This window comes from Phorcysia thermohydrogeniphila (assembly GCF_004339575.1).
Lineage (GTDB): Bacteria > Aquificota > Aquificia > Desulfurobacteriales > Desulfurobacteriaceae > Phorcysia > Phorcysia thermohydrogeniphila.
Genome location: NZ_SMFV01000007.1, coordinates 1 through 25,398, shown reverse-complemented (window position 1 = coordinate 25,398; position 25,398 = coordinate 1). Strand labels below are relative to the sequence as shown.

Annotated in this window: 26 protein-coding genes; 16 read left to right on the top strand and 10 right to left on the bottom strand. The window is 43.3% G+C overall.

Annotation, left to right across the window (positions count from 1 at the left end; translation table 11 throughout):
- Window positions 1–69 precede the first annotated feature (69 nt).
- The 8 genes from CLV27_RS08270 to CLV27_RS08235 all read right to left on the bottom strand — a co-directional run bounded on the left by CLV27_RS08270 (window position 70) and on the right by CLV27_RS08235 (window position 7,907).
- Window positions 70–1,635: an HD domain-containing phosphohydrolase gene (locus tag CLV27_RS08270; RefSeq protein WP_243644922.1), complete on the bottom strand. Its 1,566-nt coding sequence runs from the start codon at window positions 1,633–1,635 to the stop codon at window positions 70–72.
- 567 nt (window positions 1,636–2,202) lie between these two features.
- The gene (locus CLV27_RS08265; RefSeq protein WP_132527707.1) at window positions 2,203–2,715 is read right to left on the bottom strand and encodes a hypothetical protein; all 513 of its coding nucleotides are present in this window, start codon (window positions 2,713–2,715) and stop codon (window positions 2,203–2,205) included.
- Window positions 2,716–2,772: 57 nt separating this feature from the next.
- Window positions 2,773–4,005: a (Fe-S)-binding protein gene (locus CLV27_RS08260; protein WP_132527705.1), complete on the bottom strand. Its 1,233-nt coding sequence runs from the start codon at window positions 4,003–4,005 to the stop codon at window positions 2,773–2,775.
- A gap of 68 nt (window positions 4,006–4,073) precedes the next feature.
- A complete protein-coding gene (locus tag CLV27_RS08255; protein ID WP_132527703.1) occupies window positions 4,074–4,817 on the bottom strand; it encodes a dihydroorotate dehydrogenase electron transfer subunit in 744 nt (247 codons plus the stop codon).
- Between the two features lie 2 nt (window positions 4,818–4,819).
- Window positions 4,820–5,026: a DNA-directed RNA polymerase subunit omega gene (rpoZ, locus tag CLV27_RS08250; RefSeq protein ID WP_132527701.1), complete on the bottom strand. Its 207-nt coding sequence runs from the start codon at window positions 5,024–5,026 to the stop codon at window positions 4,820–4,822.
- Between the two features lie 15 nt (window positions 5,027–5,041).
- On the bottom strand, window positions 5,042–5,683 hold the full coding sequence (gmk, locus tag CLV27_RS08245) for a guanylate kinase (protein WP_132527699.1): 642 nt from the start codon (window positions 5,681–5,683) through the stop codon (window positions 5,042–5,044).
- 10 nt (window positions 5,684–5,693) lie between these two features.
- Window positions 5,694–6,563, bottom strand: coding sequence for a YicC/YloC family endoribonuclease (locus CLV27_RS08240; protein ID WP_243644923.1), 870 nt, complete (start codon window positions 6,561–6,563; stop codon window positions 5,694–5,696).
- Between the two features lie 21 nt (window positions 6,564–6,584).
- Entirely contained in the window at window positions 6,585–7,907 is a 1,323-nt protein-coding gene (locus CLV27_RS08235; protein ID WP_132527695.1) for a peptidylprolyl isomerase, read from the bottom strand.
- 81 nt (window positions 7,908–7,988) lie between these two features.
- Between CLV27_RS08235 and CLV27_RS08230 the strand changes: the two genes are divergently transcribed.
- The 9 genes from CLV27_RS08230 (at window position 7,989) to CLV27_RS08190 (ending at window position 18,957) form a co-directional block, all read left to right on the top strand.
- Window positions 7,989–9,233 (top strand): tetratricopeptide repeat protein, encoded by a 1,245-nt coding sequence (locus CLV27_RS08230; protein ID WP_132527693.1) that lies wholly within the window; start codon window positions 7,989–7,991, stop codon window positions 9,231–9,233.
- Window positions 9,234–10,340: 1,107 nt separating this feature from the next.
- Window positions 10,341–10,757 (top strand): hypothetical protein, encoded by a 417-nt coding sequence (locus CLV27_RS08225; RefSeq protein WP_132527691.1) that lies wholly within the window; start codon window positions 10,341–10,343, stop codon window positions 10,755–10,757.
- A gap of 30 nt (window positions 10,758–10,787) precedes the next feature.
- Window positions 10,788–11,471 carry a hypothetical protein gene (locus CLV27_RS08220; RefSeq protein WP_132527689.1) on the top strand — a complete coding sequence of 228 codons (684 nt, stop codon included), beginning with the start codon at window positions 10,788–10,790 and terminating at the stop codon, window positions 11,469–11,471.
- 162 nt (window positions 11,472–11,633) lie between these two features.
- Window positions 11,634–11,903: a 30S ribosomal protein S15 gene (gene rpsO, locus CLV27_RS08215; protein ID WP_132527687.1), complete on the top strand. Its 270-nt coding sequence runs from the start codon at window positions 11,634–11,636 to the stop codon at window positions 11,901–11,903.
- A 125-nt stretch (window positions 11,904–12,028) separates the two neighbouring features.
- Window positions 12,029–14,167, top strand: coding sequence for a polyribonucleotide nucleotidyltransferase (locus CLV27_RS08210; RefSeq protein ID WP_132527685.1), 2,139 nt, complete (start codon window positions 12,029–12,031; stop codon window positions 14,165–14,167).
- On the top strand, window positions 14,160–15,011 hold the full coding sequence (locus CLV27_RS08205) for a dUTP diphosphatase (protein WP_132527683.1): 852 nt from the start codon (window positions 14,160–14,162) through the stop codon (window positions 15,009–15,011). The genes CLV27_RS08210 and CLV27_RS08205 overlap by 8 nt, the downstream gene beginning before the upstream one ends.
- A 9-nt stretch (window positions 15,012–15,020) precedes the next feature.
- Window positions 15,021–15,713, top strand: coding sequence for a rhomboid family intramembrane serine protease (locus CLV27_RS08200; RefSeq protein WP_132527681.1), 693 nt, complete (start codon window positions 15,021–15,023; stop codon window positions 15,711–15,713).
- Complete coding sequence (locus tag CLV27_RS08195; RefSeq protein WP_132527679.1) at window positions 15,688–16,803, top strand: WYL domain-containing protein; 1,116 nt, start codon at window positions 15,688–15,690, stop codon at window positions 16,801–16,803. The genes CLV27_RS08200 and CLV27_RS08195 overlap by 26 nt, the downstream gene beginning before the upstream one ends.
- A 348-nt stretch (window positions 16,804–17,151) precedes the next feature.
- Window positions 17,152–18,957 (top strand): DUF262 domain-containing protein, encoded by a 1,806-nt coding sequence (locus CLV27_RS08190; RefSeq protein WP_132527677.1) that lies wholly within the window; start codon window positions 17,152–17,154, stop codon window positions 18,955–18,957.
- A 19-nt stretch (window positions 18,958–18,976) separates the two neighbouring features.
- Here CLV27_RS08190 and CLV27_RS08185 read toward each other — a convergent pair whose 3' ends face one another.
- Window positions 18,977–19,345 carry a hypothetical protein gene (locus CLV27_RS08185; RefSeq protein WP_132527675.1) on the bottom strand — a complete coding sequence of 123 codons (369 nt, stop codon included), beginning with the start codon at window positions 19,343–19,345 and terminating at the stop codon, window positions 18,977–18,979.
- 15 nt (window positions 19,346–19,360) lie between these two features.
- Entirely contained in the window at window positions 19,361–19,564 is a 204-nt protein-coding gene (locus CLV27_RS08180) for a hypothetical protein (protein WP_132527673.1), read from the bottom strand.
- A 150-nt stretch (window positions 19,565–19,714) separates the two neighbouring features.
- Between CLV27_RS08180 and CLV27_RS08175 the strand changes: the two genes are divergently transcribed.
- The 7 genes from CLV27_RS08175 to CLV27_RS08145 all read left to right on the top strand — a co-directional run.
- Window positions 19,715–19,954 (top strand): DUF6364 family protein, encoded by a 240-nt coding sequence (locus CLV27_RS08175; protein ID WP_165863719.1) that lies wholly within the window; start codon window positions 19,715–19,717, stop codon window positions 19,952–19,954.
- The gene (locus CLV27_RS08170) at window positions 19,941–20,330 is read left to right on the top strand and encodes a type II toxin-antitoxin system VapC family toxin (RefSeq protein WP_165863718.1); all 390 of its coding nucleotides are present in this window, start codon (window positions 19,941–19,943) and stop codon (window positions 20,328–20,330) included. Before CLV27_RS08175 ends, CLV27_RS08170 begins: the two co-directional genes overlap by 14 nt.
- A gap of 30 nt (window positions 20,331–20,360) precedes the next feature.
- Window positions 20,361–21,896 (top strand): 2-isopropylmalate synthase, encoded by a 1,536-nt coding sequence (locus CLV27_RS08165; RefSeq protein ID WP_132527667.1) that lies wholly within the window; start codon window positions 20,361–20,363, stop codon window positions 21,894–21,896.
- Between the two features lie 124 nt (window positions 21,897–22,020).
- Window positions 22,021–22,404, top strand: a complete 384-nt coding sequence (gene rpsL, locus CLV27_RS08160) for a 30S ribosomal protein S12 (RefSeq protein WP_132527665.1) — start codon at window positions 22,021–22,023, stop codon at window positions 22,402–22,404.
- Between the two features lie 19 nt (window positions 22,405–22,423).
- Complete coding sequence (gene rpsG, locus CLV27_RS08155) at window positions 22,424–22,894, top strand: 30S ribosomal protein S7 (protein ID WP_132527663.1); 471 nt, start codon at window positions 22,424–22,426, stop codon at window positions 22,892–22,894.
- A gap of 29 nt (window positions 22,895–22,923) precedes the next feature.
- Window positions 22,924–25,026, top strand: a complete 2,103-nt coding sequence (gene fusA / locus CLV27_RS08150; protein WP_132527661.1) for an elongation factor G — start codon at window positions 22,924–22,926, stop codon at window positions 25,024–25,026.
- A 126-nt stretch (window positions 25,027–25,152) separates the two neighbouring features.
- Window positions 25,153–25,398 (top strand): GTP-binding protein (locus CLV27_RS08145; RefSeq protein WP_243644921.1); only part of this gene is annotated, 246 nt, incomplete at its 3' end.

The window sequence follows — 25,398 nt, the reverse complement described above, 5'->3', positions numbered from 1 at the left end:
TTAAGTTGCCAATGATTTTAACAAAATTTTTACAAAAATTTAACGGGAATTAAAAAGTCAAGTGGCTCTTTAGTTGATGGGAGGGTTGAACTCCAGCTCTGTAAGCTCAACTTTTAGTTTTTCAACGTTATTTGTGTTTTTGAGCTTGACGAGGATAAGGGAAACACCTAAGGTTTTTTCAATCTCCTTTATTTTTTCTACGATTTCACTGTCTGGCTTTGAGGTTGGAACGAAGAAGATGAAGTTGTCGCCAGAGTACCTGACTATGTAGTTTGGTTGAACTTCCTTTTCAAGTAGTGAGACTACTCCTTTGAGTAACTTGTCCCCCTCGCTCCAACCGTTTTTGATGTTTATTTCCCTTAGTTTTGCAATGTCCAGAGAGTAGGCCTTGAACTCTCTTAGCTGTTCTTTAACGAGAGTGTAAACGTACTCAAAAGCATTCCTGTTGAACACGCCGGTAAGGGAATCCCTCAGGAAGTAGTCAAGTCTTCTCTCTTCGATTTCTTTTACAGTTTCTACGTTTAGGTAGTCCTCGCGGAGCTCCTTCGGTTCTTCGTTTAGCAGAATGGGAATAGCTGCAGAGACAACATCGGGGTCGTAGAGTTTCCCGGCCATTTCCATAATCTCGCTAATAGCCTCTTTCTTACTCCTTCCTTTCCTGTAGATTCTCTCGCTTGTCATTGCATCGTAAGAGTCTGCAACGGCTATTATTCTTGCTGCAAGTGGAATCTCTCTACCTTTAAGGCCTTTCGGGTAACCTCTACCGTCCCACCTTTCGTGGTGGTACCTTATCCCGTCAAGGGCTCCCTTTAGTGGCTCAATGTTTTTCAGGAGCTCATAGCTAAGTAATGGATGTAGTTTGATTATTTCGTACTCTTTGTCTGAAAGCTTTCCCGGTTTTAGGAGTATGCTGTCGGGGATACCTATTTTTCCAATATCGTGAAGGAGGCCTGCCAAGTATATGTTTCTGACCTCTTCCTCAGGGAGTCCCATTTCTTGAGCAATTCTCTTAGAGTAGTACGCAACCCTTTCGGAGTGACCGCGGGTGTATGAATCCCTTATCTCTATGCCCCTTACAAGGCTTTTTATTATTGTGTCCGTTAATCTTTCTTCCTTTTCTAACTTTCTGCGGAGCTCCTCTATTAGATTTCTGGTTTCAACGGAAATTCCTATAGCTTTAGCTATGTTCCTTATAAACTTCTTGTTTTCCTCGTTAAGAGGTTGGGTGCTTTTCCTGAAGAAGATACAGTAACCTATTGTCCTTGAGAATACCGTCATGGGGAGTCCTATGAAATATTTAATACCAAGCCCTCTTTCTTCCCTTGATAGAATGTCCTCTTTTGCTGTTTCTACTTCTTTTCCCATTTCAAGGATGTAAGGTTCTATTCCTTGGAGGTCAACAATCTTCCTTTCCAGTGTGCGATGTTCAGTTTGGGTAATTACCCTTATTTCTACTTTGTCCCTATTGTTATCGTTTAGAACACCTATGATTGCCCCGTCTGTACCTGTAATTTCCAGTGTTTTTTTCATGAGTTCGATGAACTCGCCGTTAAAACCTTTACCAACAGTAAGTAACTGAATGAACTGGGATATTGTTTCTGCTTTTTCGTCCCTCTCACGAATACTGTCTATCATCTGGTTGATGCTTTTCCTTATCCTTCCAAACTCGTCCCTTCCAATTTCTGGAACTTTCTGAAGTTTTCCGCTATGAATTTTATCTATGTCCTGTCGTATCCTCTTGAGAGGAATGAGGTAGAACTTTCTTATTAGTAGGATTAAAAGAATTTGAAGGAAGAGTGTTGCGGCAAATACAGTTAGAGCTACGTTCTTAGCAACGGAAGAAGCCTTTGACTTTATAACCTCTTTATTTAGGAGAACTTTGACATTTAGCGGGCCGTCAGGAAATAGGAGCTTTTTCTCTACAGAGAAAGAACCAATTTTGTTTTTGCCAAAGGAAACTTCCTTAATGTAAGGAGCTTTTTCAAGGATTTCCTTCAGTTTTGTTTTTTCCTTACTTGAGGTGATGGCTGTTGCTGTGACTTCAATGTAATTATTGGCGCTTTCTATGGTTGATGTTAGAAATCGCTTTTCTGTAATTGAGAGGGTGATAAAGTAACTAAAAAGGCCGATGCATATTGATATGACCGTGGAGGAGATAAGTAGAAGCCAGTACTTATCTATGCCCCGGCTCTGGCCATAGCCTCAACCTGTACAGTGGACGAGTTTAAGCTTGCCGTCTGCCCGGATGTTAAGGTTTTTAAATATGACTTTCTGGACAGCAGGGTCTTTCAGAAGGTCTACTCCACGGTTCCAGCTCTCAATTAAGTTTATCAAAATCTCCTTGTGGCGCAATAGGTTGCTATTTACGACTATACTGTAGGTTTTAAGAGGAGAAGCTGGTCTTTTCACAGCTATACGGCATATGAGAACCCACTTGTTATTGTTTCCTGTTATGAACTTAGCGGTTTCTGTGTCCGTTATAAATGCGTTGTAACGGCTCAAGTTCAGGAACTTTATAAGACTATTCCTGTCCTGAACTATGTCCACGTGGACTTTAAGGTACTTCCTTGTGAGGAAGCCGGTGAACTTACTTGCTTCAAATGGAGCTGCAAAGTAGCATCTATCCGTGAGGAGGCAGACATCGTTGTCGCTGCTACAGCTGCCAAAGCTTAGAAGGCCTGTTATTAGAGTAGCTAAGAGGATTTTTCTGCCCATGTAGAAATTTTAAAAAAAATTAAAGCTTTTTCAACCAAGAGCTTTTTACTTTTGCTTTTACTTTTCACACTCTACTAAGAGGTCCGCGATGTGAAGAGCTTTTACCTTGGAGCTCACCCTTTCTAAACCTTCTGCTATGTTCATAACGCAGCCGGGACACTCCGTCGAGACGGCGTCGGCAGCTGTGGCCTCTATGTTCTTAGCTTTCTTGAGCTGTATTTTTCTTGATATTTCTGGATACGAGAGTTTGAATGAACCACCCATACCGCAGCAGTTGTCAGCTTCCTCCATGCTGATGAACTTAACGTTTTGGAGGGCCTTAAGCACGTCAATCGGGTAGTTCCTCGGTATCTTCTGTCCCCTTACGATGTGGCAGGGGTGATGCCAAGTTACTTTTATGGGTTGTGGATACTTCCATCCTTTAATTTTGTCTATGTTTTCAAATAGGACCTCTATTAGCTCCTTAACTGAGTACGGGAAGCTCTTGTAGAAGGACTTTAGAACGTGTCCACAGGTTGCACATGCCGTTACTGCAAAGTCAAAATCTTCCTTTAGTTCTTTAAAAACTTTAAAGTTTTCCTCTTTTAGCCTTTCAAAAGTTTTTAGGTCTCCAGAAAAGAGGGCTGGAGCTCCACAGCACCCTTGTTCTTTTGGAACAAAAACGGAGTATCCAAGGGCGTTTAATACTTTCACTACGTTCTCTGCCGTCTGGGTGTAGAAGTTGTTAAACATACATCCTGTAAAGAAAACAACTTTTCCTTTTTCTTTGTCAGCCTTAAACCACTTATCTCTGTCGTTAAAAGGTTTTGCTTTGGGCTCTGGTATTAGAACTTTGCCGAGTTTTGGAATCTTAAAGGGGAGTAGCCTGTTCTGGGAGCTCTGGGAGCTCTTTGGGAGTAACTTGGTAAAGGGAGCAGAGAGCTTAGTGGCAGTTTCAAGGAGTTTCCTGTGGCTAAACAACTTAACTGCAGCCTTTTTCTCTGGGGATAGACCGAACTTCTCTACGGCTAAGCTTCTGGCAGGGATTATTATCTTCTCATAGTCAACCATAACGGGACAAATTTCTGCGCACCTTAAACAGGTTGTACACAGGTTAAAAAAGTGGGCAGCCTCCCTGTCAAGTTCCACTACCCCTTGGTTTATCATGTTGGCCAAGAAGATTTTTCCCCTTGCAACAGAAGGCTCTTCCCTCGTAACGTTAAAGACGGGGCAGACGGTTCTACAGGAACCACACCTTACGCACTTTTCTAAGAGCTCTCTGCTTACGCCGGGGATTTTCTCTTTGGCCATTTACTTCTCCGCAGGAAAAAATTCCACCTTTAAAGGGTAACTTCCAAATTTATGTTTGGAGGGGAAGGTTAGTCAAAAACTACCTCTTGAGCGTTAAAAATGGGACCTTCAACACAGCACCTTTTATAGCCCTTTGTGGTTTTTACGGTGCACCCAAGACAGGCGCCAACACCACAGGCCATTCTCCTGTCCATAGATAGGTAACACTCAACTCCTATTCTTTCTGCTATTTCCTTAACCTTTTTCAGCATCGGGGTAGGGCCGCAGGCTACCCACCTGTAGTCGGTATACTCTTCAAGCTCTGCCGTAACAAATCCGGTCTTACCGTAGCTTCCGTCCTCTGTGTAAACCGTGCAGTCAATTCCTGCATCCTCAATAAAGGGAAGGGCAGAAAGGGTCTCCTTTGTCCTCTCTCCGTAGAGGAGCTTAACCCTCTTTCCCTTCTGTTTAAAGAGTTTCGCAGCTAAGAAGACTCCTCCTATACCGATACCGCCGGCGATAAATAGGTAGTTACTTGCGTCATCCTCAATGAAGTTACCCAAGGGCATCAGAATGGAGACTCTATCTTTAACCTCTGTTAAGAGAGAAGTTCCTCTACCGTAAACCCTGTAGAGAAATGAAACGTTGTTACCCCGAACGTCAAAAATGCCCAAGGGACGGCGAAGGAGAGGGTCAAGCTGTAAAGAGCTCCTTACCTGAACCATTCCAAACTGACCGGGCTTTATCTTAGAGAGTGTCTTCTCGTCAACTTCAACGGTTAACAGGTAGTCCCTTCCGGTTACGTGTCTGTTCTCAACTACTCTAAACTCCATAACTATTCTCTCTTTGAGCAGATTTTTCCTTCGGCAATCTCCATGAGGGCGATTACTGTCTTTTTGTGCTCTTCACCCTTTTCGTCCTTGCCGAAAGTGTAAGAGTCAATAGTGTAAAGGTGTCTTGCTCTCTTGGCTGCTACGTGGACGGTTTCGTAGTAGTTCCCGATTTTCTCAACTACCGGCTCTAATGGTATCCTCTTAGACATGTCCAACCTCCTCAATTAAGCTTTACGGATGAGTTCTACTATTTCCCTATCTTCCACCAACTTCTCAATTTCTCCCGATAGCCTATCGGTCCTGCACTTTTCGGCTGTAATGATAGACCTTAACCTCTCAAAGGCAACTTCTAAGATGTCGTTTACGACTATGTAGTCGTACTCAAGGGCTTTCCCTATCTCCTCACGGGCTATCCGTAACCTTTTCTTTATAGTCTCTTCGTCGTCAGTTCCTCTCTTCCTGAGGCGTCTCTCAAGCTCTTTAAGGGAAGGAGGAAGGATAAAGATGAGAACGGCTTCTGGGAAGTTCTTTTTAACTTGGAGAGCTCCCTGAGTGTCTATGTCAAGCAGAATGTCCTTCCCTTCCTCTAAGGCTTTTAAAACTTGGCTCTTTGATGTTCCGTAGAGGTTCCCGTAAACCTCTGCCCACTCCAAAAAGTCCCCTTCCTCTATCATCCTCTCAAAGGTTTCCCTGTCAACGAAGAAGTAGTCCCTGCCGTTTAGCTCTCCCGGCCTTGGCTTCCTCGTCGTGTATGAGATTGAGAACTCCATGTTTGGAAACTCTTCAAGGAGCATATGGCAGAGGGTAGTTTTACCCGTTCCTGAAGGGGCTGAGATAACTATGAGGAGTCCTTTCTGCTTTCCCATCTTTTTCTCCTCACTCAACGTTCTGAACTTGCTCTTTTATCCTTGCTATCTCTGTCTTTATGGCAATAACTGGGTCTGTTACGTCAATCTCCTTTATCTTGTTGCCGAGGGTGTTTATCTCCCTGTGCATCTCTTGACACAAGAAGTCAAGAGTCTTACCTACCGGTTCTTCTGATTTCAGAAGTTCTCTAAAACGGGAAATGTGAGCCTTTAACCTTGATATCTCCTCAGAAACATCCTGCTTTTCGGCTAAAAAGGCAACTTCAAGCTCAAGGCGTTTTGTGAAGTCCTCGGGGAACTCATCCCCCTTTAGTAGTTTCTGAACCTTTTCCTTTAACTTTTGAAAGAGCTTCTCCTCTATCTCTTCAACCTGCTTTTCAAGGTCTAAAAGGGTAGACTCTATTCTCTCAAGTCTTTCTAAGAAGTAGTTTTTAAGCTTTTCTCCCTCTGCTTTTCTTGCACTATCAAGCTCTTTTAGTGCGCACTCAATAGTTCCTAAGAGAATTTCTTTAAATGGCTCTACTTCAAGCTCCTCTTTAACGAAAATCTCAGGAATTGAGAGGAGGTCTTTAAGGGAAACCTGAATTTCCCTCCCGGAAATAGCCCCAATCCTTTCGGCAGCCTTTACGTACTTAACGGCTTCAGCGTAGTTAACGGAGATGGGAACGGTAACGTCCGGTGAGAGCCTGTAGTAGAGGTAGAGGTCAACGTCTCCTCTCTTTATGTACTTTGACACAAGGGCGTTTATCTCGTTTAAAAAGGGATTAAAAATCCTCGGTATGGAAAAACGTGTTCTTAGGGCTTTTCCGTTGAGGGTTTTAATTTCAACGGATATCTCTATAAGCTCGTTACGTTTAACGCACTTTCCGTATCCGGTCATGCTCTTCAAGGTTCACCTCTTCTACTTAAATAGTGCCTGATTAATCTTTATCGTTGCTCTTTCCCTTAAAAGGTTTACAAAGTTGGCGTAGTTGCTCTGACGTTTTACGTTAAGGATAAACTCCTTAATCTGCTCCATCTTTTCCTTATCGTAACCGTCAACTCTTATCTCTGAAGTAGGTTCAAAGACCCCGTAACCATCTGAAAGGACAATAACCATTTTCACTCCACTGTGGAGGGCAAAGAGCTTATCAACATCATCGGGACTTAGAGGTTTAAACTTCTCAAAGAATGAAGCTTTGTCTAACCCCTCTACCTTTTCTGTTAAGCTTCTGTTCTCCTTGAGGAAAGCTGTTGCAGCTTCCTTGGCAAGCTTTAGGGCTTTTTGTGTCTTTAACTTTTTGGCTATTTCTTCTTTTACTGACTCTAAGGGTTTAACCTTTTCTCCTTCCTGCTTAAAGAAAACGTAGAAATTGTCCCTATCGCTGTAAAATCCGAAGGGCTTGTTTTTAAACTTTTTCTCTATCAGCTCTTTGTCTGTAACGGGTTCTGGAGAAAACTTTTGGAGCTCTTCTTTTTTTCCTCCCTTTGCTAACCTAAAGGCCTCCTTTGCTCTATCGCTTGCTCCCTCTTCTCCCTTGGGAATTTTTATCAGAAAGTACTGCTCTCCGGTCTTCTCTGTGAATTCTCCCTTATGGGCCTTGTAGTAGTCCTCTATCTCTTTTTCTGTTACTTCCGGTTTAAAACTGTCTACAGGGAAGAGCTTAAAGGAAAAGTCCCTCTTCCCGAAGGTCTCCTTGTAGAGCTCCTTTACCTCATACTCCGTAACGGAAGGGGAACGGTTGATGACTTCTAAGAGCTTTTGAATCGTTAAGTCTTCCCTTACCATCTCCTCAAAGGTGTGTTTTGTGAGCCTGTTGGCCTTGAGGAACTCCTCGTAGAGCTCCTTAGAGAACTTTCCGTCCTTTTTAAAGAGGGGAGATTCCATAATCTCCTTTGCAACCGCCCAGTCGCTTACCTTTATTCCCTCCTCCTTTGCTGCCTGCAGAAGGAGCTCCCTTGTTATTAACCTCTGAAGTGCCGTAAGCTTTATCTCCTTTTCCGGAAAGAGCTTCCTGAAGTTTTCACCGAACTGCTGTTCAAGCTCCCTGACGAGACTGCTGTACTCTCTGTTAAACTCAACAAAGTCTATTCCTTTACCGTTGACTGTTGCAACCTCGTTCCCAGAAGGTCCAGAGATTGACCCTCTCCCCCAGACTAAAAAAATCGTCCCCACGAAGGAGGCGGCCACAATCCAGAGGGGAATGCTAAAGGCCCTCATATTTTTCCTTATCTTTGAAAGCATGAACCCTCCGAGCTTGAAAATTTATAGGAAGGATTTATACTTGAAATTAGCAGCTATCTCAAGGAATAGGGAGCGCTTTCAGTGAAGAAGAGTTTTGAGAAGCCGGTGGCCGACGTTAGGTCCATCCTTGAAAAAGCTGAAAATTTCATAAAGTCCAAAAATTACAGAAAAGCTGTAGAAGAGTTAGAAAAACATAAAATAAGAAGTGTTGACTACTTCCTCCTCCTTGCAGAGGCCTACGAGGGTTTGGGAAACAGCGAAAAGGCAGAGTTTTACCTTGAGGAAGCCCGTTTCCTTGATACGGAGCTCCGCTCAAAGGAAAAACTCCGTAAAGGTATCACCTTGGCCTCTATGAAGAACTTCCGTGCTGCCGAGCAGGCTCTCCTTGAGTCTGTAAAGCTCAACCCCTTTGAGAGGGATGCCTACTACGAGCTATACAGGCTCTACAGGGAAACCGGTAACCACAAGAAGATGGTTGAAACTTTACAGAACTTAATGACAATAGACCCCTTTTCATCCTTCCCCTACCTTGAGCTTTCAAGGCTTTACGCCTTGAGGAGGCAGTACAAGAAGGCTGTTGAAGTTCTACGCTTTGGCCTTGAGAGGATAGACCTTCCGGAGCTCCACTTTGAGCTCGGAAAAGTCCTTGCCGATATGGGAAAGGTGGAAGAGGCAAAGGAGGAGCTCTCAGAGGCATGCCGTCAGGACTTCTTAAACGTTGAGTATCGCCAAAAGCTTGCCGAAGTAATGGTTAACGACGAGGATTACGAGGGAGCTCTGCAGGTTGTTATGTCTACTTTAGAGCTTTACCCCGATGCCGTTTACGTAATACAGAGCGCTGCTGCCCTTTATGACCTCCTCGGAAACGAGGAACTTGCCGAGTACTACTACAGACTTGCCATTTCAAAGTCTGAAGGTTTCGTTAGAGAAGACTCCTTAAAGCTCTTCTCCGAGTTCCTTGCAGAGAAAGGACGCTACGACCAAGCAGAAGAGATACTGAGGGAGATTATTGACACCACCGATAACCTCTGGATTTTACTTGATGCCTTCTCTGAGCTTGCGATAATCCTCGTTGAGCAGGAAAGGTATAAGGACATCGTTGAAATTGGCAAAAAGCTCATGAAACACCCCGAGCTCACCGAAGAAGACTACTGTGAAATTGCCGAAATAGTCGCCGATGCCCTCTACGAGGACAAAAACTACGAGGAGGCCTTAAAGTACTACAGGGAGATTGTTTCCTACTCAAAGGACGAAAAACTGATAAAGCGCTCTTACTCAAAACTTAAGGAAATTGAGGAGATACTTTCACTTGAAAGGATGCTCTAAAGGTCATGGACAGAGAGCAAAAAGAGCTTGAATTCTTAAAAGGAAAAGTTAGCCTATTACAAAGAGCTTCTGCGTAACTTGATAATTCTGCTAATTTCTCTTGTTGGAGGAACGACGGGTTTACTTTTCAAGCTGGAACATCCAGTTTTTTTCTGCCCTAATTTTGACTGTTGGAGTTATGATAGAAATTTTCATAGTGTTAGAAATTTTAAGTGAACTTGTAGAGGAGTTGAATAAATAGAAAGAGAAGCCTTGATAGCTCTAATAGTGGGAATAGCAATAGTTGTTCCTTTCCTCTACGTGATTCATAAGATGGTAAGGGTGGTGGCGTAGACTTACCCTTGGGACTGTTTGAAAAATCCATAAGACCAAGAAGAGAACCCACGAAACAACTCCGCAATGTGGTAACTCTTCGTCCTCTCATAACTACCAAGCGTTTGTTTAACCTCTACAAATATCTCCTCCAACTCCACAAGTTTCTTGCACTTCAACCTCAAAGGGAAGCAAACTCCAACTCTGAAAGTTTCTCTAACCTTGATGTAGGGTCTAAGACCAAGCATAATAGCGTTCATAATGAAACTTTCACTATCATAGGCTTTATCCACTATTTTAGTTTCCGTCTAATACAGCCAGAGGAAAATGAGTGGATAAAGCCAGAATAAACCTTTTACCGTTATCAAGGTGAACACTCAGAATAACAGCTTTAACATAGCTCGTAATCTGTGTTTCTCTTAGGATTCTTAGGGGGTAAAGTTCGTTGTACTTAAAGCCAGTACCGTCAATAATCGGGCGGGTTACCTGCTGTGATATTTGTTAAGGAGTTTTCCGGACAGGAAGTTGTGGAAGTCAATTAGGGTTGCCAAATGACTTGAAGGAAGAGCATTAATAGGATGATGTCGTCTGGATACTTTTTGGAGGTTTATGAAATAACTTATTATTAGTCTGCCTCTCTGGTGCATGTTAGGAGTTGATGAGTTTTAGGGGTTTGTTGGGTTTAAGTTTTTTTGCTCTGATGTCGGAAAAGGTAAGTTTTTTTTCTTCTTTTTGCAAAAGATGTGGTAAAATCAAGGAACATAATTAAGATGCCACCAAAATGGGGGGTGGAAGATGTTGAAAAACATTTCTAGTAAACTTAGAGAGCAGAGTGAAAAAGTGAAGGGAAAGATTCCTGTAGTAGACCTTTCAAATCTTGGTGTTGAAAAAATAAATGAATCAATAAAGCAGCTTAAAGACGTTTTGCCACTTGTAAAAGAGGCTGGTTATACACTGTCAGAAATTGAAGTTGAGGTTGGGATGCCTCCAACGGTTATCATCCATTTCCAAGTGGGTTCTGGTAGTACTAGTCTTGAGGACATTTTATCTGAGCTACGGGAAGAAAATAAAGTTGGATATTCAATTATAAAGGGTCTTCTTTTTGCTTCAAAAGTTCAGGAATCCTTAAAGTTAAAGGATGAAAAGTTAGAAGAGGTAGAAATAGAGTTGGGAATCCCTCCAAAAGTGGTGTTACATTTCCAGAAAAGTTAATACAGTAAAAGCAAGAGAGGGGATAATGAGATGTCAGAACAAAGATTAAATACTTTTATTTTGGTAGCATTGTTTTTGCTAATTGGATTTGTTTTCTTTCACGTTTTTTTTGAAGCTAAGCTTTCAAATTTTAGTTATGAATTAATGGCAGCTGTTTTAGGGACTGCTTTTACTGTCGCTGTGATGGCAGTAATTCTAAAGTGGCAATACAAAGAAGAACAAAAAAGTGAATACGCCGTCCATGTGTTCAGGGCGAAACTTAAGATATACCAAGAATTGTTGAAGCTGATATTTGAGATGGATGATGACAAAATAATAGAAGATAAGGAAATAACAATTATTGAGAACAAAATAGGAGAAGCATGCTTAGTTGCAAATGCGTCTTTAGTGTCTATGCTTTCACAGTTCCTTCTCCAACTTAAAATGTATGGACGCCTCTATCCTAGAGATATGGATGAGGAACAGATAGCTCATTTTGTTAAATACTTCAGGGAAAATAAGGAGCGCCTCGCTTTTAATAAGCGAGTGGCTGATTCTGAACCATTAAATGAAAAGAACTTCTCCAAATTTTTCGTGACGCTTGATGAAATAGTTCAAGGAATGAGAGAAGACCTTGCGGTTGTGGAAGGAGATGTAAGGGAACTTATAGAGCATTTTGTGGACATGCCTTTTGATAGTTACGGCTTGATAAAGAAGCCTAATATTGTTAGTTAATGGCATAAACTCTATAAGTTTCATCATCCTAGACTATCCTGTTTTGGAGTTCTGTTGCTCTTTCAAACTCCCGGATTTACCCCTTTACAATCAGCCTTCTCTTTGTTAAATTTCCACCTGCTCTTCTTTGGTGGAAAACGCAAATTTTGGGAGGTTTCTTAGATGCCACTGGATAAAGACGTTGTGCAGGAGATTGTAAAGAAGTACGGCTTCCACGAGAAGGACACCGGTTCTCCAGAGGTACAGATTGCTCTCTTAACTGAGAGGATTAAGAGGCTCACAGAGCACTTCAAGGTTCACAAGCACGACAACAACAACAAGAGGGCTCTCCAGAGGCTCGTTGGAAGAAGAAAGAAGCTCCTCAAGTACCTCAGGGAGAAGGACTTTAACAGGTATCAGAATATCGTTCTTAAGCTCGGTCTCAGAAAGTAAGGGAGGCTCTCTGCCTCCTTTTCGCTTTCTCCCCTTCCCCTCCCCCTCATCCCTCCTCTGTTGTGTTATTATTTTGCCTGAATTAACTTAACTTAAGTTAAAGAAAGTTTCGTTTGGAGGTAAAAATGTCTATATCGGAAGTTGCAACTAACGTTGGTGGCCGGCCTTTGCGCTTTCAGACAGGAAAAGTCGCAAAGCAGGCTGATGGAGCTGTCCTTGTATCTCAGGGGGACACAACCGTCCTCGTTACGGCAGTAATGAGCGATGAGCCGAGGGAGGATATAGACTTCTTCCCCCTCCTTGTTGAGTATAGAGAAAGGGCTTACGCGGCAGGAAAGATTCCCGGAGGTTTTATAAAGAGGGAGGGTAAGCCTACCGACGAGGAAGTTCTAAAGTCAAGGGTTATTGACCGTTCCATAAGACCAATCTTCCCGAAAGGTTTTAGAAACGACGTTCAGGTTATAGCCTTTGTTATATCGGCAGACCAAGAGAACGACCCTGCAGTCCTTGCAATTAACGGAGCTTCTGCTGCCCTTCACATATCAAGGATACCCTTTGAAAAGCCCGTTGGAGCTGTAAGGGTCTGCAGAATAAACGGAGAGCTCGTCATAAATCCCTCTTATGAGGCCCAGCAGGAGGCCGACATAAACCTGATAGTTTCAGGAACGGCCGACGCCGTTGTAATGGTTGAGGGAGGGGCTAAGGAAGTTCCAGAAGAAGAAGTCCTTGACGCTATCCTCTTTGCCCACGAGGAGATAAAGAAAATCATTAAAGCTCAGGAAGAGCTCCGCACCCTTGCCGGTAAGGAAAAGTACGAGTTTATCGCTCCTTCCTTAGATGAAGCCACAAAGGCCAAGATAGAGGAGTGGGTATTTGAGAGGATAGAGCCAATCATCACAATTCCGGATAAGAAGAAGAGGAGAGAGGAGCTCCGTAAACTCAAAGAGCTCATGCTCGTTGAGCTTAACATTCCGGAAGAGGAGCAAAAGCTTGCAGAGGAGGCCTTTGACGAGGCCGAGAAGAAGTTCGTCAGGAAGATGGTTCTTGAGAAGGGCGTCAGAATTGATGGAAGGAAGCCCGACGAAATCCGTCCTATCACTATAGAGGTTGGACTCCTTCCGAGGGCTCACGGTTCTGCCCTCTTTACCCGTGGACAGACTCAGGCCCTCGTTACTACCACCCTTGGAACGCCGGAAGAGTACCAGCTCGTAGAAGGTTTAATGCCTGAAGAGCAAAAACGCTTTATGCTCCACTACAACTTCCCACCCTTCTGCGTTGGAGAGATATCTCCCCTAAAAAGGCCCGGAAGGAGGGAAATTGGACACGGAGCTCTCGCAGAAAGAGCCCTTGCTCCGGTTATTCCACCGGAGGAAGAGTTCCCATACGTTATAAGGGTAGTTTCGGACATCCTTGAATCAAACGGCTCTTCATCAATGGCAACAGTTTGCGGTGGTTCTCTCTCCCTCATGGACGCCGGAGTTCCCATAAAGGCACAGGTTGCCGGCATCGCAATGGGACTCATTATGGAGGAGGACAAGTTCGTCGTCCTCTCTGACATCTTAGGGGACGAAGACCACTTGGGAGACATGGACTTTAAGGTTGCAGGAACGAGGAAGGGAGTAACTGCCATTCAGATGGACCTAAAAGTTAAAGGAATAAGCAGAGAAGTCCTCTCTAAGGCACTTGCTCAGGCAAGGGAGGGAAGGCTCTACATCCTTGACAAGATGGATGAGGTTATATCCAAACCAAGAACTGCCATTTCACCTTACGCTCCGAGAATTGTTACAACCAAGATAGAGCCAGAAAAGAGTAGAGACCTTATAGGACCTTCCGGTAGGACGATTAAGACAATCATAGACAGAACCGGCGTTAAGATAACCATTAAAGAGGACGGAACTGTTCTCGTCTCTGCCCCATCTGAAGATGCTGCAGCTCAAGCCCTCAAGATGATTGAGGACGTGACGAAGGATTTAGAGATTGGTGGAACTTACCTTGGTAAAGTTACAAGGGTAGAAAACTACGGAGCTTTTGTAGAGCTTGCTCCCGGTAAAATCGGACTTGTTCACATCTCTAAGCTTCCTCCTGAAATGAGGGAGAACATCTTTGAGCACATAAAGGTTTCCGACATCATTCCCGTTAAAATCGTTGAGTTTGACCAGCTCGGAAGACCTAAGCTCAGCCGTATAGATGTTACTCCCGAAGAGGAAAAGAGGTTAAGACAGCAGGGTGGATTCTACGCTGAACCGGAGAAGACAGATGAGTAACTGGGCTTGTGGATGGATCTATACAAAAGGTTTAAGGATAGAGTTTGAGGATAGGTTTCTTGACGTAGCCGTTAAGCTCCACTCCTTCCTTGGCGGAAAGTTGGAGAAGGAGGGGAGCTCCTTTATCTTTTCACTTTCTTCCTATCCAGAAGTTAAAGAGGTTGACCTTTCCTTTATAAGAGGAGTCTTTGAGGCCGGTGGAACTTGGGGTTCAAAGACGCTCTTTATCCCGATAGTTAAAAAGTTTTCAAAAGAGATGGAGGAGTTCCTTTCACCCTTTTCACCTCTTAAAACAGAAATTGGCTTTTTCGTTACCGACGGGGCGGAGCTCCTTATTCACGCTCTCTACGACGAGGAGACGGAAGAGCGTTCAGAGTTTTTCTTTGAAAAGTTCCTCTCAATGCTGACCGGTGAAATCTGGGAGAGGAAGGCCTTTAAGTTTTCTCTTGAGGAAGGAGCTCTACCACCCTTTAAAAAGAGAATTTCTGACAGCGGTTGGGACTTACACCTTATAAAACTCCTAAAGAAGGAAGGTAACCTCTACTTTTTTGACACTGGCGTAAGAGTTTCTCCTCCTCCCGGCTTTTACTTTGACCTTGTTCCCCGTTCCTCCATCTATAAGAGCGGATTCATCCTTGCAAACTCTGTCGGAATCATAGACATGACCTACAGGGGAACTATTAAAGTTCCCCTTATAAAAGTTGACCCAGAGAAGCCCGACCCGGAGCTCCCTTGGAGAGCCGTTCAGCTCATCCCGAGGCGTTTCTTCCCCTTAGAGGCTAAAGAAGCTCCTTCCCTTGACCAGACACTAAGGGGAGAGGGGGGATTCGGAAGCACAGGATAGGGGGATGGTGTGATACCGATAAAGGACATAAACCCAAGCCGCAGAACTCCTGTTGTTACCATAGCACTAATAGTTATCTGCACTGCTGTTTTTCTCTACGAGCTCTACCTTGGGGCTTTTAACCACATCTTCGTAAAAATGTTCGGCGTTATACCTTACGAGATTTCTCACGGTGTAGATATCCCCCCACCAAGTCCCGTAGCCCCTTACGGTAACCTCATTTCCCACCAGTACCTCCACGGTGGGCTTTTCCACATCTTGGGCAATATGCTCTTTTTGTGGGTTTTTGGGGACAACGTTGAAGACAGGCTGGGAAGGTTTAGGTTCTTCCTCTTCTATACTATCTGTGGGATATTCGCAGCTCTCCTGCAAGTTTGGGTTTATCCCGACTCAAAAATTCCACTAATAGGAGCTTCTGGCGCTATAAGTGGCGTTCTCGGTGCTTATATGGTATTTTTCCCGAGGGCACAAATAGTAACGCTCATTTTTATTTTCTTCCTCATAGACATCATTGTCCTTCCTGCTGCTCTTTGGATATCCGTTTGGTTCTTAATGCAGTTTGTTAGTGCCCTTCTTTCAGTAAACCACCTTTCAATGGGAGGAGTTGCTTGGTTTGCCCACATCGGGGGATTCCTCGCTGGCGTAATCTTAGCTAAGTTCTTTGCACCAAAAGAAAATGAGATGGGAAGTTATAAGGTTTAAACTTGCTGTTGAGATTTTAAACTTTCTTCTTCAGAAAGGAGATTTTGTTTCAACCCCAGAGATTCAGAAGCATTTATTCTCTTTGGGGCTTCTGGAAAGTGTTTCACCTGCCGGAAAAGATAGGAGAAAACTAAATAGGCTTCTTTCCTTTCTTGAGTCTACAGGCTATATAGAATCTGAAAGAGCTGATTTACGGGGGAGAAAACCTCAAAGGTGGCGAGTTAATGAAAAGGCTTTGCCTTACTTGGTATCTATTTCTGATGAGGAAATGGTGTCGCTTTTAACCTTTGCTACTTTTGTTCCAGAAACTTACAGGAATCTACCGATATTTTCTCCCTTCTTAGAGCTTCTTTGCCGTTTGAGTAAACGGTTAGATGGAAGTAAGAAAGAACTGATAGAGGATTCTTTTGTCTATGAGACTCAGTTCTTAGAAAAGTTTGTTTCTTTTGACCAAGAAGTGCTTATACAGGTTCACAGAGCTATAATAGAAAACAGAGCTCTAAGGGTTAAATACAAGGGTTCAGAGGTCTTTAAGATTTTTCCGTTAAAGATTTTCGTTTACAACGGAGTCCTTTACGTTGGAGCTCTAAAAGAGGATAAGGAAGATAAGAGTTATAGAACCTACTACTTAGCTGGTTTGAAAGTCCTTGAGGAGCTGAATGAGACGTTATCAAAGTTTTATCGTAAGCAGTTTAGAAACATTACCTTTGGTATGAAGGATGAAGAGCCTTTTCTTTTTGGAATGAGAGTTGCTTTAAAAGGGGGAATGGACTACTTCTCTGAGCCTCAAGTGTTTTCTACACAGTTTTTCTTCAAGAAAGAGAAAGAAAGTTACCTCATCTACCTTGTTGGTTTCTTAGGTTCACGGTTTACGAGTCGTTTTCTGGTAGAAGAGGTTCTGGAGATAATTCCTCCCTCACAAGATATGATAGCAATGGCTAAAGAGCGAAAGTTGAAGGAAAAGTATTCTAATCTCTCTTTTAGTCTTGAAGAGAATAGAAAGAAATTCTCGCTTTTTGTGGAAGAGCTCCGTTACTTTCTGAAACAGAGAAAGAGAGCACTTGAAAAGCTGGAAAAGGAGGGGATTTAGGACGCCTATTGACTAATAAAACTTCTAATGTTTCTACGACGTAAATCTAAAGAGGAGATTGGTATGAATGGGAGGTCAGCTCTTATCTTGAATCGCTAAATAGGTTTTTTGAAGGTCTAAAAAATTCCTATAACAGAGAAAGGAAGTCTTACGAAAAAAAGCTTTCTTTCTTTGGATCTTTTGGTGTTTTTCAGAGTGTGAAGGGAAATAAAGAACAAACGGATAATTTCCTAGCTTCTGACTTTAATCTTATTAGGAGTATGAGTCCTGACTAAGATAGAATCTCGTATTATGAGTTACTTAAGTGATATAATTGCCGAGAATAAATAATAAATTGGGGAGGTAACCATGGCAGGTAAGCCCTTTGATGCGAAAGAACAAAATTTGATGGAGCTTATTCAGGGACACTACTTGTTTAAGGTTCCTGATTATCAAAGACTTTATTCTTGGGGAGAGAGAAATTGGAAAGAATTTTTAAGAGATCTGATAGATGCTTTTAAAAATAACATGCCTCATTATTTAGGTTCTATAATCTTAAGAAGAGCGAGAGATAAAAAGTGTGGTGGCTTTTCTGTATATACTGTTTACGAGGTGATAGATGGTCAGCAAAGACTTACGACTTTGATTATTATGCTTAAAGCTATAAATGATCTTTTAGGTGATGAAGTGTTTAGCTTAAAAAGAGGGAATTGCTTCGTTTTAGAGCTTGGAAATTTAAATGAAGAATTTTTTAGAAAATTCTTAGGAGGAGAAAGCTTTTCACGCGAAGATTTGAGATTTTTAACTAACAGGTTAATAAGGGATGCTTACGAGTATTTTAAAGCAAAACTTGGCGAACTTGATGATATTGGAGGATTTATTGATTTTCTCTATAAAAAACTTTTTGTTGTAAAGACGGAAGTTGAGGATGAAAAGATATCAATAAAGATTTTTGAGACTATTAATGATAGAGGAAGACCTTTAACATACATTGATAAACTTAAAAGTTTTTTAATGTTTGTTTCTACTAAACATTTAGCTGGGAAGTTCAATGAAGAGATAAATCTTACATTTTCGCAACTATTTAGGAATTTTGAGTATCTTAGAGAACTTGCAAGGATTACGGATGTGTCTTACTTTAGGGGATTATCTGAAGATGACTTACTTCGTTTTGTGTTTCACTACTTAGGAGAAGGATTATACGGTTACGTTCCGGAATATCCTTACGATGCTTCTTTGGAAAGCATTTTTAATGCTATAAAGCAAAGAATTGATGACTTAAGCCATTCAAAGTCTTTACTTGAAGAATTTCTAAAAGAACTTCTGATTACAATGAAGGGAGTCTTGAGGTCAGTACTGGAAATTCTACTTTCAGTTTTAATACCAACAGAAAGAGAGGGGATTTTGGAATCTTTTGGAGAACACGAGGTTGAATTTAATCCAAGGCTTTGTAAGCTAGTAAGATTTTTAGGACCTATTAGACATAGCTGGATTTTGCTAATTTTGCTGAAACTAAAAGGTTGGCTGGACGATAAGTGGATCTTACTCTTGGAAACCTTAGACTTAAGAGTTTATAAGCTTGTGGGCTCTCAGGTTAGAAGAGACTTATACTTGGATATAATAATAAAACTCAAAAATGAAACATTAAGTAAAAGGCTGGAGACAAAACTTAAAGACTTTATAAGGAGAGTTGCGAACGATTACAGGATAGTAGCCGTTTTGAACGGTCATATGTATGGAAATCCTGCTACTAAATATATCCTTTGGGAATACGTGAGGAATTTTCAAGAAGTAGAGGACTGTCAAAGATATCCTGATAGAAAATTTAAGGAATGTAGCATTAAAGAATTTGAAGAGCTTGAGGTGGAACACATATTACCAAGAAGCTTAGATATTGATCCTTCAAGTTTTGGATTTAGCGACAGGATAGAATATGAGGCTGGAGTTAACAAAATTGGGAATTTATCTTTGCTGAAGAGCAATTTGAATCAAAGGTGCAAGAATCGTTTACCCTCTTCGGAGGGTAAATATTTGGACGACTGTTATAAGAGTGATGAGAATAAGAACTGTGAACTTTACTTACTTGCATTAACTAACAGAAATTGGAATAAAGGAGAAATAGATAGGAGGACAAAGAGAATTACAGAGTTCGTGCTAAATAGATGGAAAGTTTAGAATAGTTTAGGTCGCTAAGTTAAGATCGGTCGCCCTCTGTGGGTGGCCTGTTAATTTCATAGTGTTCGTCCCATACGAGTTTAGGAGCTCCTGATATTTCAAAGAAATGAGATATTGCCTTAATAAGGTTTTTGTTTTCCAGTACTTCTTTTGAGGAAAGTATTAAGAAACGTTTCTCTTTCTTGTTATAGACTACCCTACCTCTTGGTGTATCGTCATACTCAAGAAGTTTGAGTTTGGGGTAGCGTAGTATTAATTTTTTCCAGTAACTAAAATGGTCAAAGGTTGGCTGGATAGTATCGCCGTAGCTTTCTCCACTTTCAAGAGGCTCTCTATAGCCGTCAATCTTTTCACCGTCTATTACCCAGAAGACTCCTATTTTTGCCATTGTTTTGTCCTCTGTTCACCTAACTATTACGGCGTCGAGCCCGAATATTAGCTTTACCATCTCCTTTGGAAACCCGTCTTCAACCTCGTAGAAAAATTTTCCCTTCTGTATTCCTTGAAAAGTGACTTTAAAGAACCTTTCAAATTCCTCTTCGCCGATGACAAACTTGAGCCAGATTTTTCCTTTGCCGGAGTAAGGATCTTTTGTCTGAATAATCATCTTCCCTCCAAATGACTTTTGTGAAAAGAAGAGTAGAGCTGAAAAAGGACAGAATGCGACCTATAAGTTGAAAAGTTGATGCTTGGAGGTTGAAATGTTTTATGAAGTATTTATCATAAGAAAGGTGCATACTGTTGGTAGGAGGAAATGATGTCTGCAAGGCTTACCATAAGTATTGAGGAGGAGCTCTTAAAGGAAATAAAGAAACTTGCAAAGAAGGAAGGGAAAAGTGTGAGTGAGTTTGTTAGGTCATCTCTTAGGGAGTGGCTTACGGATAGGAAGAGACGGCAGGCAGGAATGAGACTTTTAGAGTTTGTTGGTTCAGTTTCTGAAGATGCTTTGAAAGAGCTTGAAGCCGAAAGAAGGAGAGCTGACCGTGATTGGTCTTGATACGGGTTTTTTCATCAAACTCCTGCAGGGACAGGCAAACCTTAAAGGTGTATGGCTTAGTGTGGTTGGAGGAAAGGAAAAAGCGGTTGTTTCCGTTCTGACACTGTTTGAACTTGAAAGGTTGAAGTTGAAAGGACTGATAAACTGTGAAGCTCTTGAAGCTTTGAGAGAGGCCATTTTTCTGAACTGTTTAGTGGTGGAAGTTAATGCCGATTTGGTTGTTGAGGCGGCAAGGTTGTCTTATGGATTGAAGTTGGCGACAGTGGATTCTATTATATTGGCTTCTTTTAAGCTGGCAGGTTGCAAAAAAGTGTTAACTACCGATAGTCTGTGGAAGAATTATAGGAGCAAGTTGATGAAAATAGAAATAATTTAAAAGGTTGAACTTTCTGCAAGGAGGTTGGATTTGGCTAAGGAGAAACTGTACATATTTGATACGACTTTAAGGGACGGAGAGCAGACGCCGGGAGTTAATCTGACAGTTGAGGAGAAGGTTCAGATAGCTAAGCAACTTGAAAGGCTTGGGGTTGACGTAATAGAGGCAGGTTTTGCCGTTAGCTCTCCGGCAGACTTTGAGGCCATAAGGAGAATAGCGAGGGAGGTTAAAAACTCAACCGTCTGCTCCCTTGCAAGGGCAGTAGAACTTGATATAAGGACGGCTTGGGATGCCCTGAAAGAGGGGCACAGGGTAAGGATTCACACCTTTATTGCTACTTCTGACATTCACCTTAAGTATAAGCTCCGTATGTCAAGGGATGAGGCTTTAAAGAGGGCCGTTGAAGCGGTTAAACTCATTCAGGACGTAAGCGAAGGAAAGGCAGAGGTAGAGTTTTCTGCAGAGGATGCCGGAAGGACCGACCTTAAGTACCTCTTTGAAGTTATAGAGGCCGTAATTGAGGCCGGTGCTAAAGTAGTAAACATTCCCGATACCGTCGGTTACGCTGTTCCTGATGAGTGGTACGAGAGGATTCTGGCAATAAAAGAAAACGTTCCAAACATAGACAGGGCAATAATCAGCGTTCACTGCCACAACGACCTTGGCCTTGCGACTGCTAACTCTTTAGTGGCCGTTAAAGCCGGAGCTCGTCAGGTAGAGTGCACCATCAACGGCATAGGTGAGAGAGCTGGCAACGCCGCAATGGAAGAGATAGTAATGGCCATAAAGGTTCGTTCCGACCAGTTTCCTGTCTATACTGAGATAGATACGACTCAGATATACAAGACCTCCCAGCTCGTTAGCAGGCTCACAGGCGTAATGATTTCAAGGACAAAGCCTATAGTTGGGGATAACGCCTTTGCCCACGAGTCCGGAATCCACCAGCACGGCGTCCTTGCCTGCCGTGAGACCTACGAGATAATGAAGCCTGAGGATATCGGCCTTAAGGAGTCAAAGATTGTTCTTGGAAAACACTCTGGTAGGCACGCCTTTAAGAAGAAACTTGAAGAGATGGGGGTGGAGCTCTCCGAAGAACAATTTGAAGAAGCCTTCAAGAAGTTTAAAGAGCTTGCTTCCCGTAAGAAAGAAATTTACGACGTTGATATAGAGCTCCTCATAGAAAACCTTGAGGGGGCAAAAGAGAGACTCTACGAGCTCCTCCACAACCAAGCAGTTAGCGGAGAGGGGATAATACCCTCTGCTACTGTTAAGGTGAAAACTCCAGAAGGAGAAAAACTTGGTCTTGCGATAGGTAACGGTCCTGTTGATGCTACTTATAAGGCGATAAAGAATGCCCTTGGAATAGGAGAGGAAGTAAAGCTCAAGGACTTTAAGATAAGAGCTCTAACCGCCGGTACAGATGCTTTAGCGGAAGTTTACCTAACAGTTGAAGCTGACGGCATAAGAGTAAGCGGTAGAGGTGTTGACTCTGACATTGTCAAAGCCTCTGCTCTTGCTTTCCTTGATGTTCTTGATAGACTTGAAAGGAGGAAGAGGAGAGAATAACAATCTTGACATTTGAGTGTTTAGTTAGCTTGATTTTGCTGTTTTCCTGACTATCATCTTTCCTTGACAAATTCTTTTCTCTTTGCTTATATTCAACCGCCAAACTTTCTATGGGAGGAGTAGTATGCCCACAATTAACCAGCTCGTAAGGAAGGGGCGCGAGAAGAAAGTTAAGCGCTCTAAAGCCCCTGCCCTTCAAGGATGTCCCCAGAAAAGGGGCGTCTGTATAAGGGTTTTCACGACTACGCCAAAGAAGCCGAACTCTGCTCTCCGTAAGGTTGCAAGGGTAAGGCTCTCAAACGGAATTGAGGTTACTGCCTACATTCCGGGAATCGGACACAACTTACAGGAACACTCCGTTGTTCTTGTAAGGGGTGGAAGGGTTAAGGACCTTCCGGGTGTTCGTTACAAGATTATCCGTGGAGCTCTTGACGCCGCAGGCGTTGAGGGTAGAAGACAGTCCCGTTCCAAGTACGGAACAAAGAGACCAAAAGACCAGAAAAAATAACCATTAGGAGAGGAAGGACATGCCGAGGAGAGGACCAGTTCCACCAAGGGAGATTCCACCCGACCCGGTTTACGGCGATAAGCTCGTTGCAAAGCTCATTAACAAGGTTATGAAGGACGGTAAGAAGAGCAAAGCTGAAAAGATTGTTTACGGAGCTTTTGACCTCATCAGGGAAAAGCTCGGGGAAGATCCTCTCAAAGTATTCCACAAGGCTGTTGAAAACGTAAAACCAATAATGGAAGTACGTCCACGCCGTGTAGGTGGTGCTACATACCAAGTACCTATGGAAGTGAATGAGAGAAGGCAGATTCACCTTGCCCTCAAGTGGATCGTGGACGCTGCACGCGCTCGTTCTGAGCGCGGAATGGTCAACAAGCTCGCCAACGAGCTTATTGACGCCTACAACGAAAGGGGTGGAGCTTACAAGAAGAAGGAAGAAGTTCACAGGATGGCAGAGGCCAACAAGGCGTTTGCCCACTACAGGTGGTAATCTAAGGAACTCTATATCGGGAGGCGAAGTTGAGTAAGCAACAGGCACTCATTAAGCAGATAAAAGTTCCCCTTGAAAAGGTTAGGAACATTGGAATCATAGCCCACATTGACGCCGGTAAGACAACCACCACGGAGCGTATCCTCTACTACACCGGCCGTATCCACAAGATAGGTGAGGTTCACGAGGGTGCGGCCGAGATGGACTGGATGGAGCAGGAGAAGGAAAGGGGTATTACGATTACTTCCGCTACAACTACCTGCTTCTGGCGCGACCACAGGATTAACATCGTTGACACTCCCGGACACGTTGACTTCACGATTGAGGTTGAGCGTTCCCTCCGCGTTCTTGACGGTGCAGTAACAATACTGTGTTCCGTTGGTGGTGTTCAGCCTCAGACAGAGACGGTCTGGAGACAGGCGGACAAGTACCGCGTTCCAAGGATTATCTTCGTCAACAAGATGGACAGAATAGGAGCTGACTTCTTTAAGGTTGTTAACGATGTTGAAGAAAAGCTTGGTGCAAAGCCCGTTCCAATTCAGATACCAATTGGAGCTGAGGACGAGTTTAAGGGCGTTGTTGACCTCATTACAATGAAGGCCATCATCTGGGAAGATGAGACCCTCGGAGCTAAGTACCACTACGAGGAAATTCCTGAGGACCTGAGGGACCTTGCCGAAGAGTGGCGCGAAAAGATGCTTGAAGCTCTTGCCGATGTTGATGAAGAGATAATGATGAAGTACCTTGAGGGAGAGGAGATTACAGAGGAAGAGATTAAGAAGGTTCTAAGGGAAGGAACTATTGGACTTAAGTTCTTCCCAATGCTCTGCGGTGCTGCTTTCAAAAACAAGGGTGTTCAGCCACTCCTTGACGCAGTTGTAGATTACTTACCATCTCCACTTGACATTCCTCCAGTTAAGGGCGTTAACCCAAAGACTGGAGAGGAAGAAGAAAGACCCGCATCCTACGATGCTCCATTCTCAGCCCTTGCCTTTAAGATTCTCACAGACCCATACGTTGGACAGCTTACGTTCATTAGGGTTTACTCCGGTCTTATGGAGTCCGGTTCTTACGTTTACAACGCTACAAGGGATAAGAAGGAAAGGCTTGCGAGAATCCTCCGTATGCACGCAAATAAGAGGGAGGAAATCCCAGTTCTTGGTGCTGGAGACATCGCTGCTGCTGTAGGTCTTAGGGAGACCTTTACCGGAGATACTCTTTGTGATCCAGAGCACCCAATTCTCCTTGAGGCAATGGAGTTCCCAGAGCCTGTTATCTCCATTGCCGTTGAGCCTAAGACAAAGGCTGACCAAGAGAAACTTTCCATAGCTCTCCAGAAGCTTGCAAAGGAAGACCCATCCTTTAGGGTCTCTATGGACCACGAGACCGGCCAGACAATTATCGCCGGTATGGGAGAGCTCCACCTTGAAATTATCATTGACCGTCTGAAGCGTGAATTCGGCGTTGACGTTAACGTCGGTAAGCCTCAGGTTGCCTACAGGGAGACAATCAGGAAAGAGGTTACCTCTGAAGGTAAGTTCATCAAGCAGACCGGTGGTAGAGGTCAGTACGGTCACGTATGGCTCAAGATTGAGCCCCTTGAGCGCGGTAAAGGGTTTGAGTTCTACGAGACCATTAAGGGTGGTGTCGTTCCAAAAGAGTACATTCCTGCAGTTGAGGCCGGCGTAAAAGAGGCTATGGAAACCGGTGTCGTTGCTGGTTATCCAATGGTTGACATCAAGGTTACCCTCTTTGACGGTTCATACCACGAGGTTGACTCTTCAGAGCTGGCCTTTAAGATTGCTGCTTCCATAGCCTTTAAGGAAGGTGCTAAGAAAGCTGACCCAGTTCTCCTTGAGCCAATTATGGAAGTTGAGGTTACAACTCCTGAAGAGTTCATGGGAGACGTTATCGGTGACCTCAACAGGCGTCGCGGTAGAGTTCAAGGAATGGAGGCAAGGGGTAACGCTCAGGTGATAAGAGCTCTCGTTCCCCTTGCTGAGATGTTCGGTTACGCTACAGACCTCCGTTCTATGACTCAGGGTAGGGCAACCTACATCATGAAGTTTAGCCACTACGAGGAAGTTCCGCCTAACGTGGCTGAACAGATTATCGGAGAGAGGACGCAGTAAGTTCTAAAACGCCTGCAAATAAAGGGGGAATCGGCCGATTCCCCCTTTACATTTTTCCGAAAAGGAATATAATTCTACGCCGCTTGGTCTTTAACAAACCAATAAGGGATTTATAGGAGGAATAAAATGGCAAAGCAGAAATTTGAAAGGAAGAAGCCCCACAAGAACGTGGGAACAATCGGACACGTAGACCACGGTAAAACAACCCTCACTGCTGCTATCACCCACTGTCTCGCCCTCAAAGGTCTCGCTCAGGAAGTAGCCTACGACCAGATTGACAAAGCTCCAGAAGAGAGGGAAAGGGGTATCACAATCGCTACTGCCCACGTGGAGTACGAATCCGACAAGTACCACTACGCCCACGTTGACTGT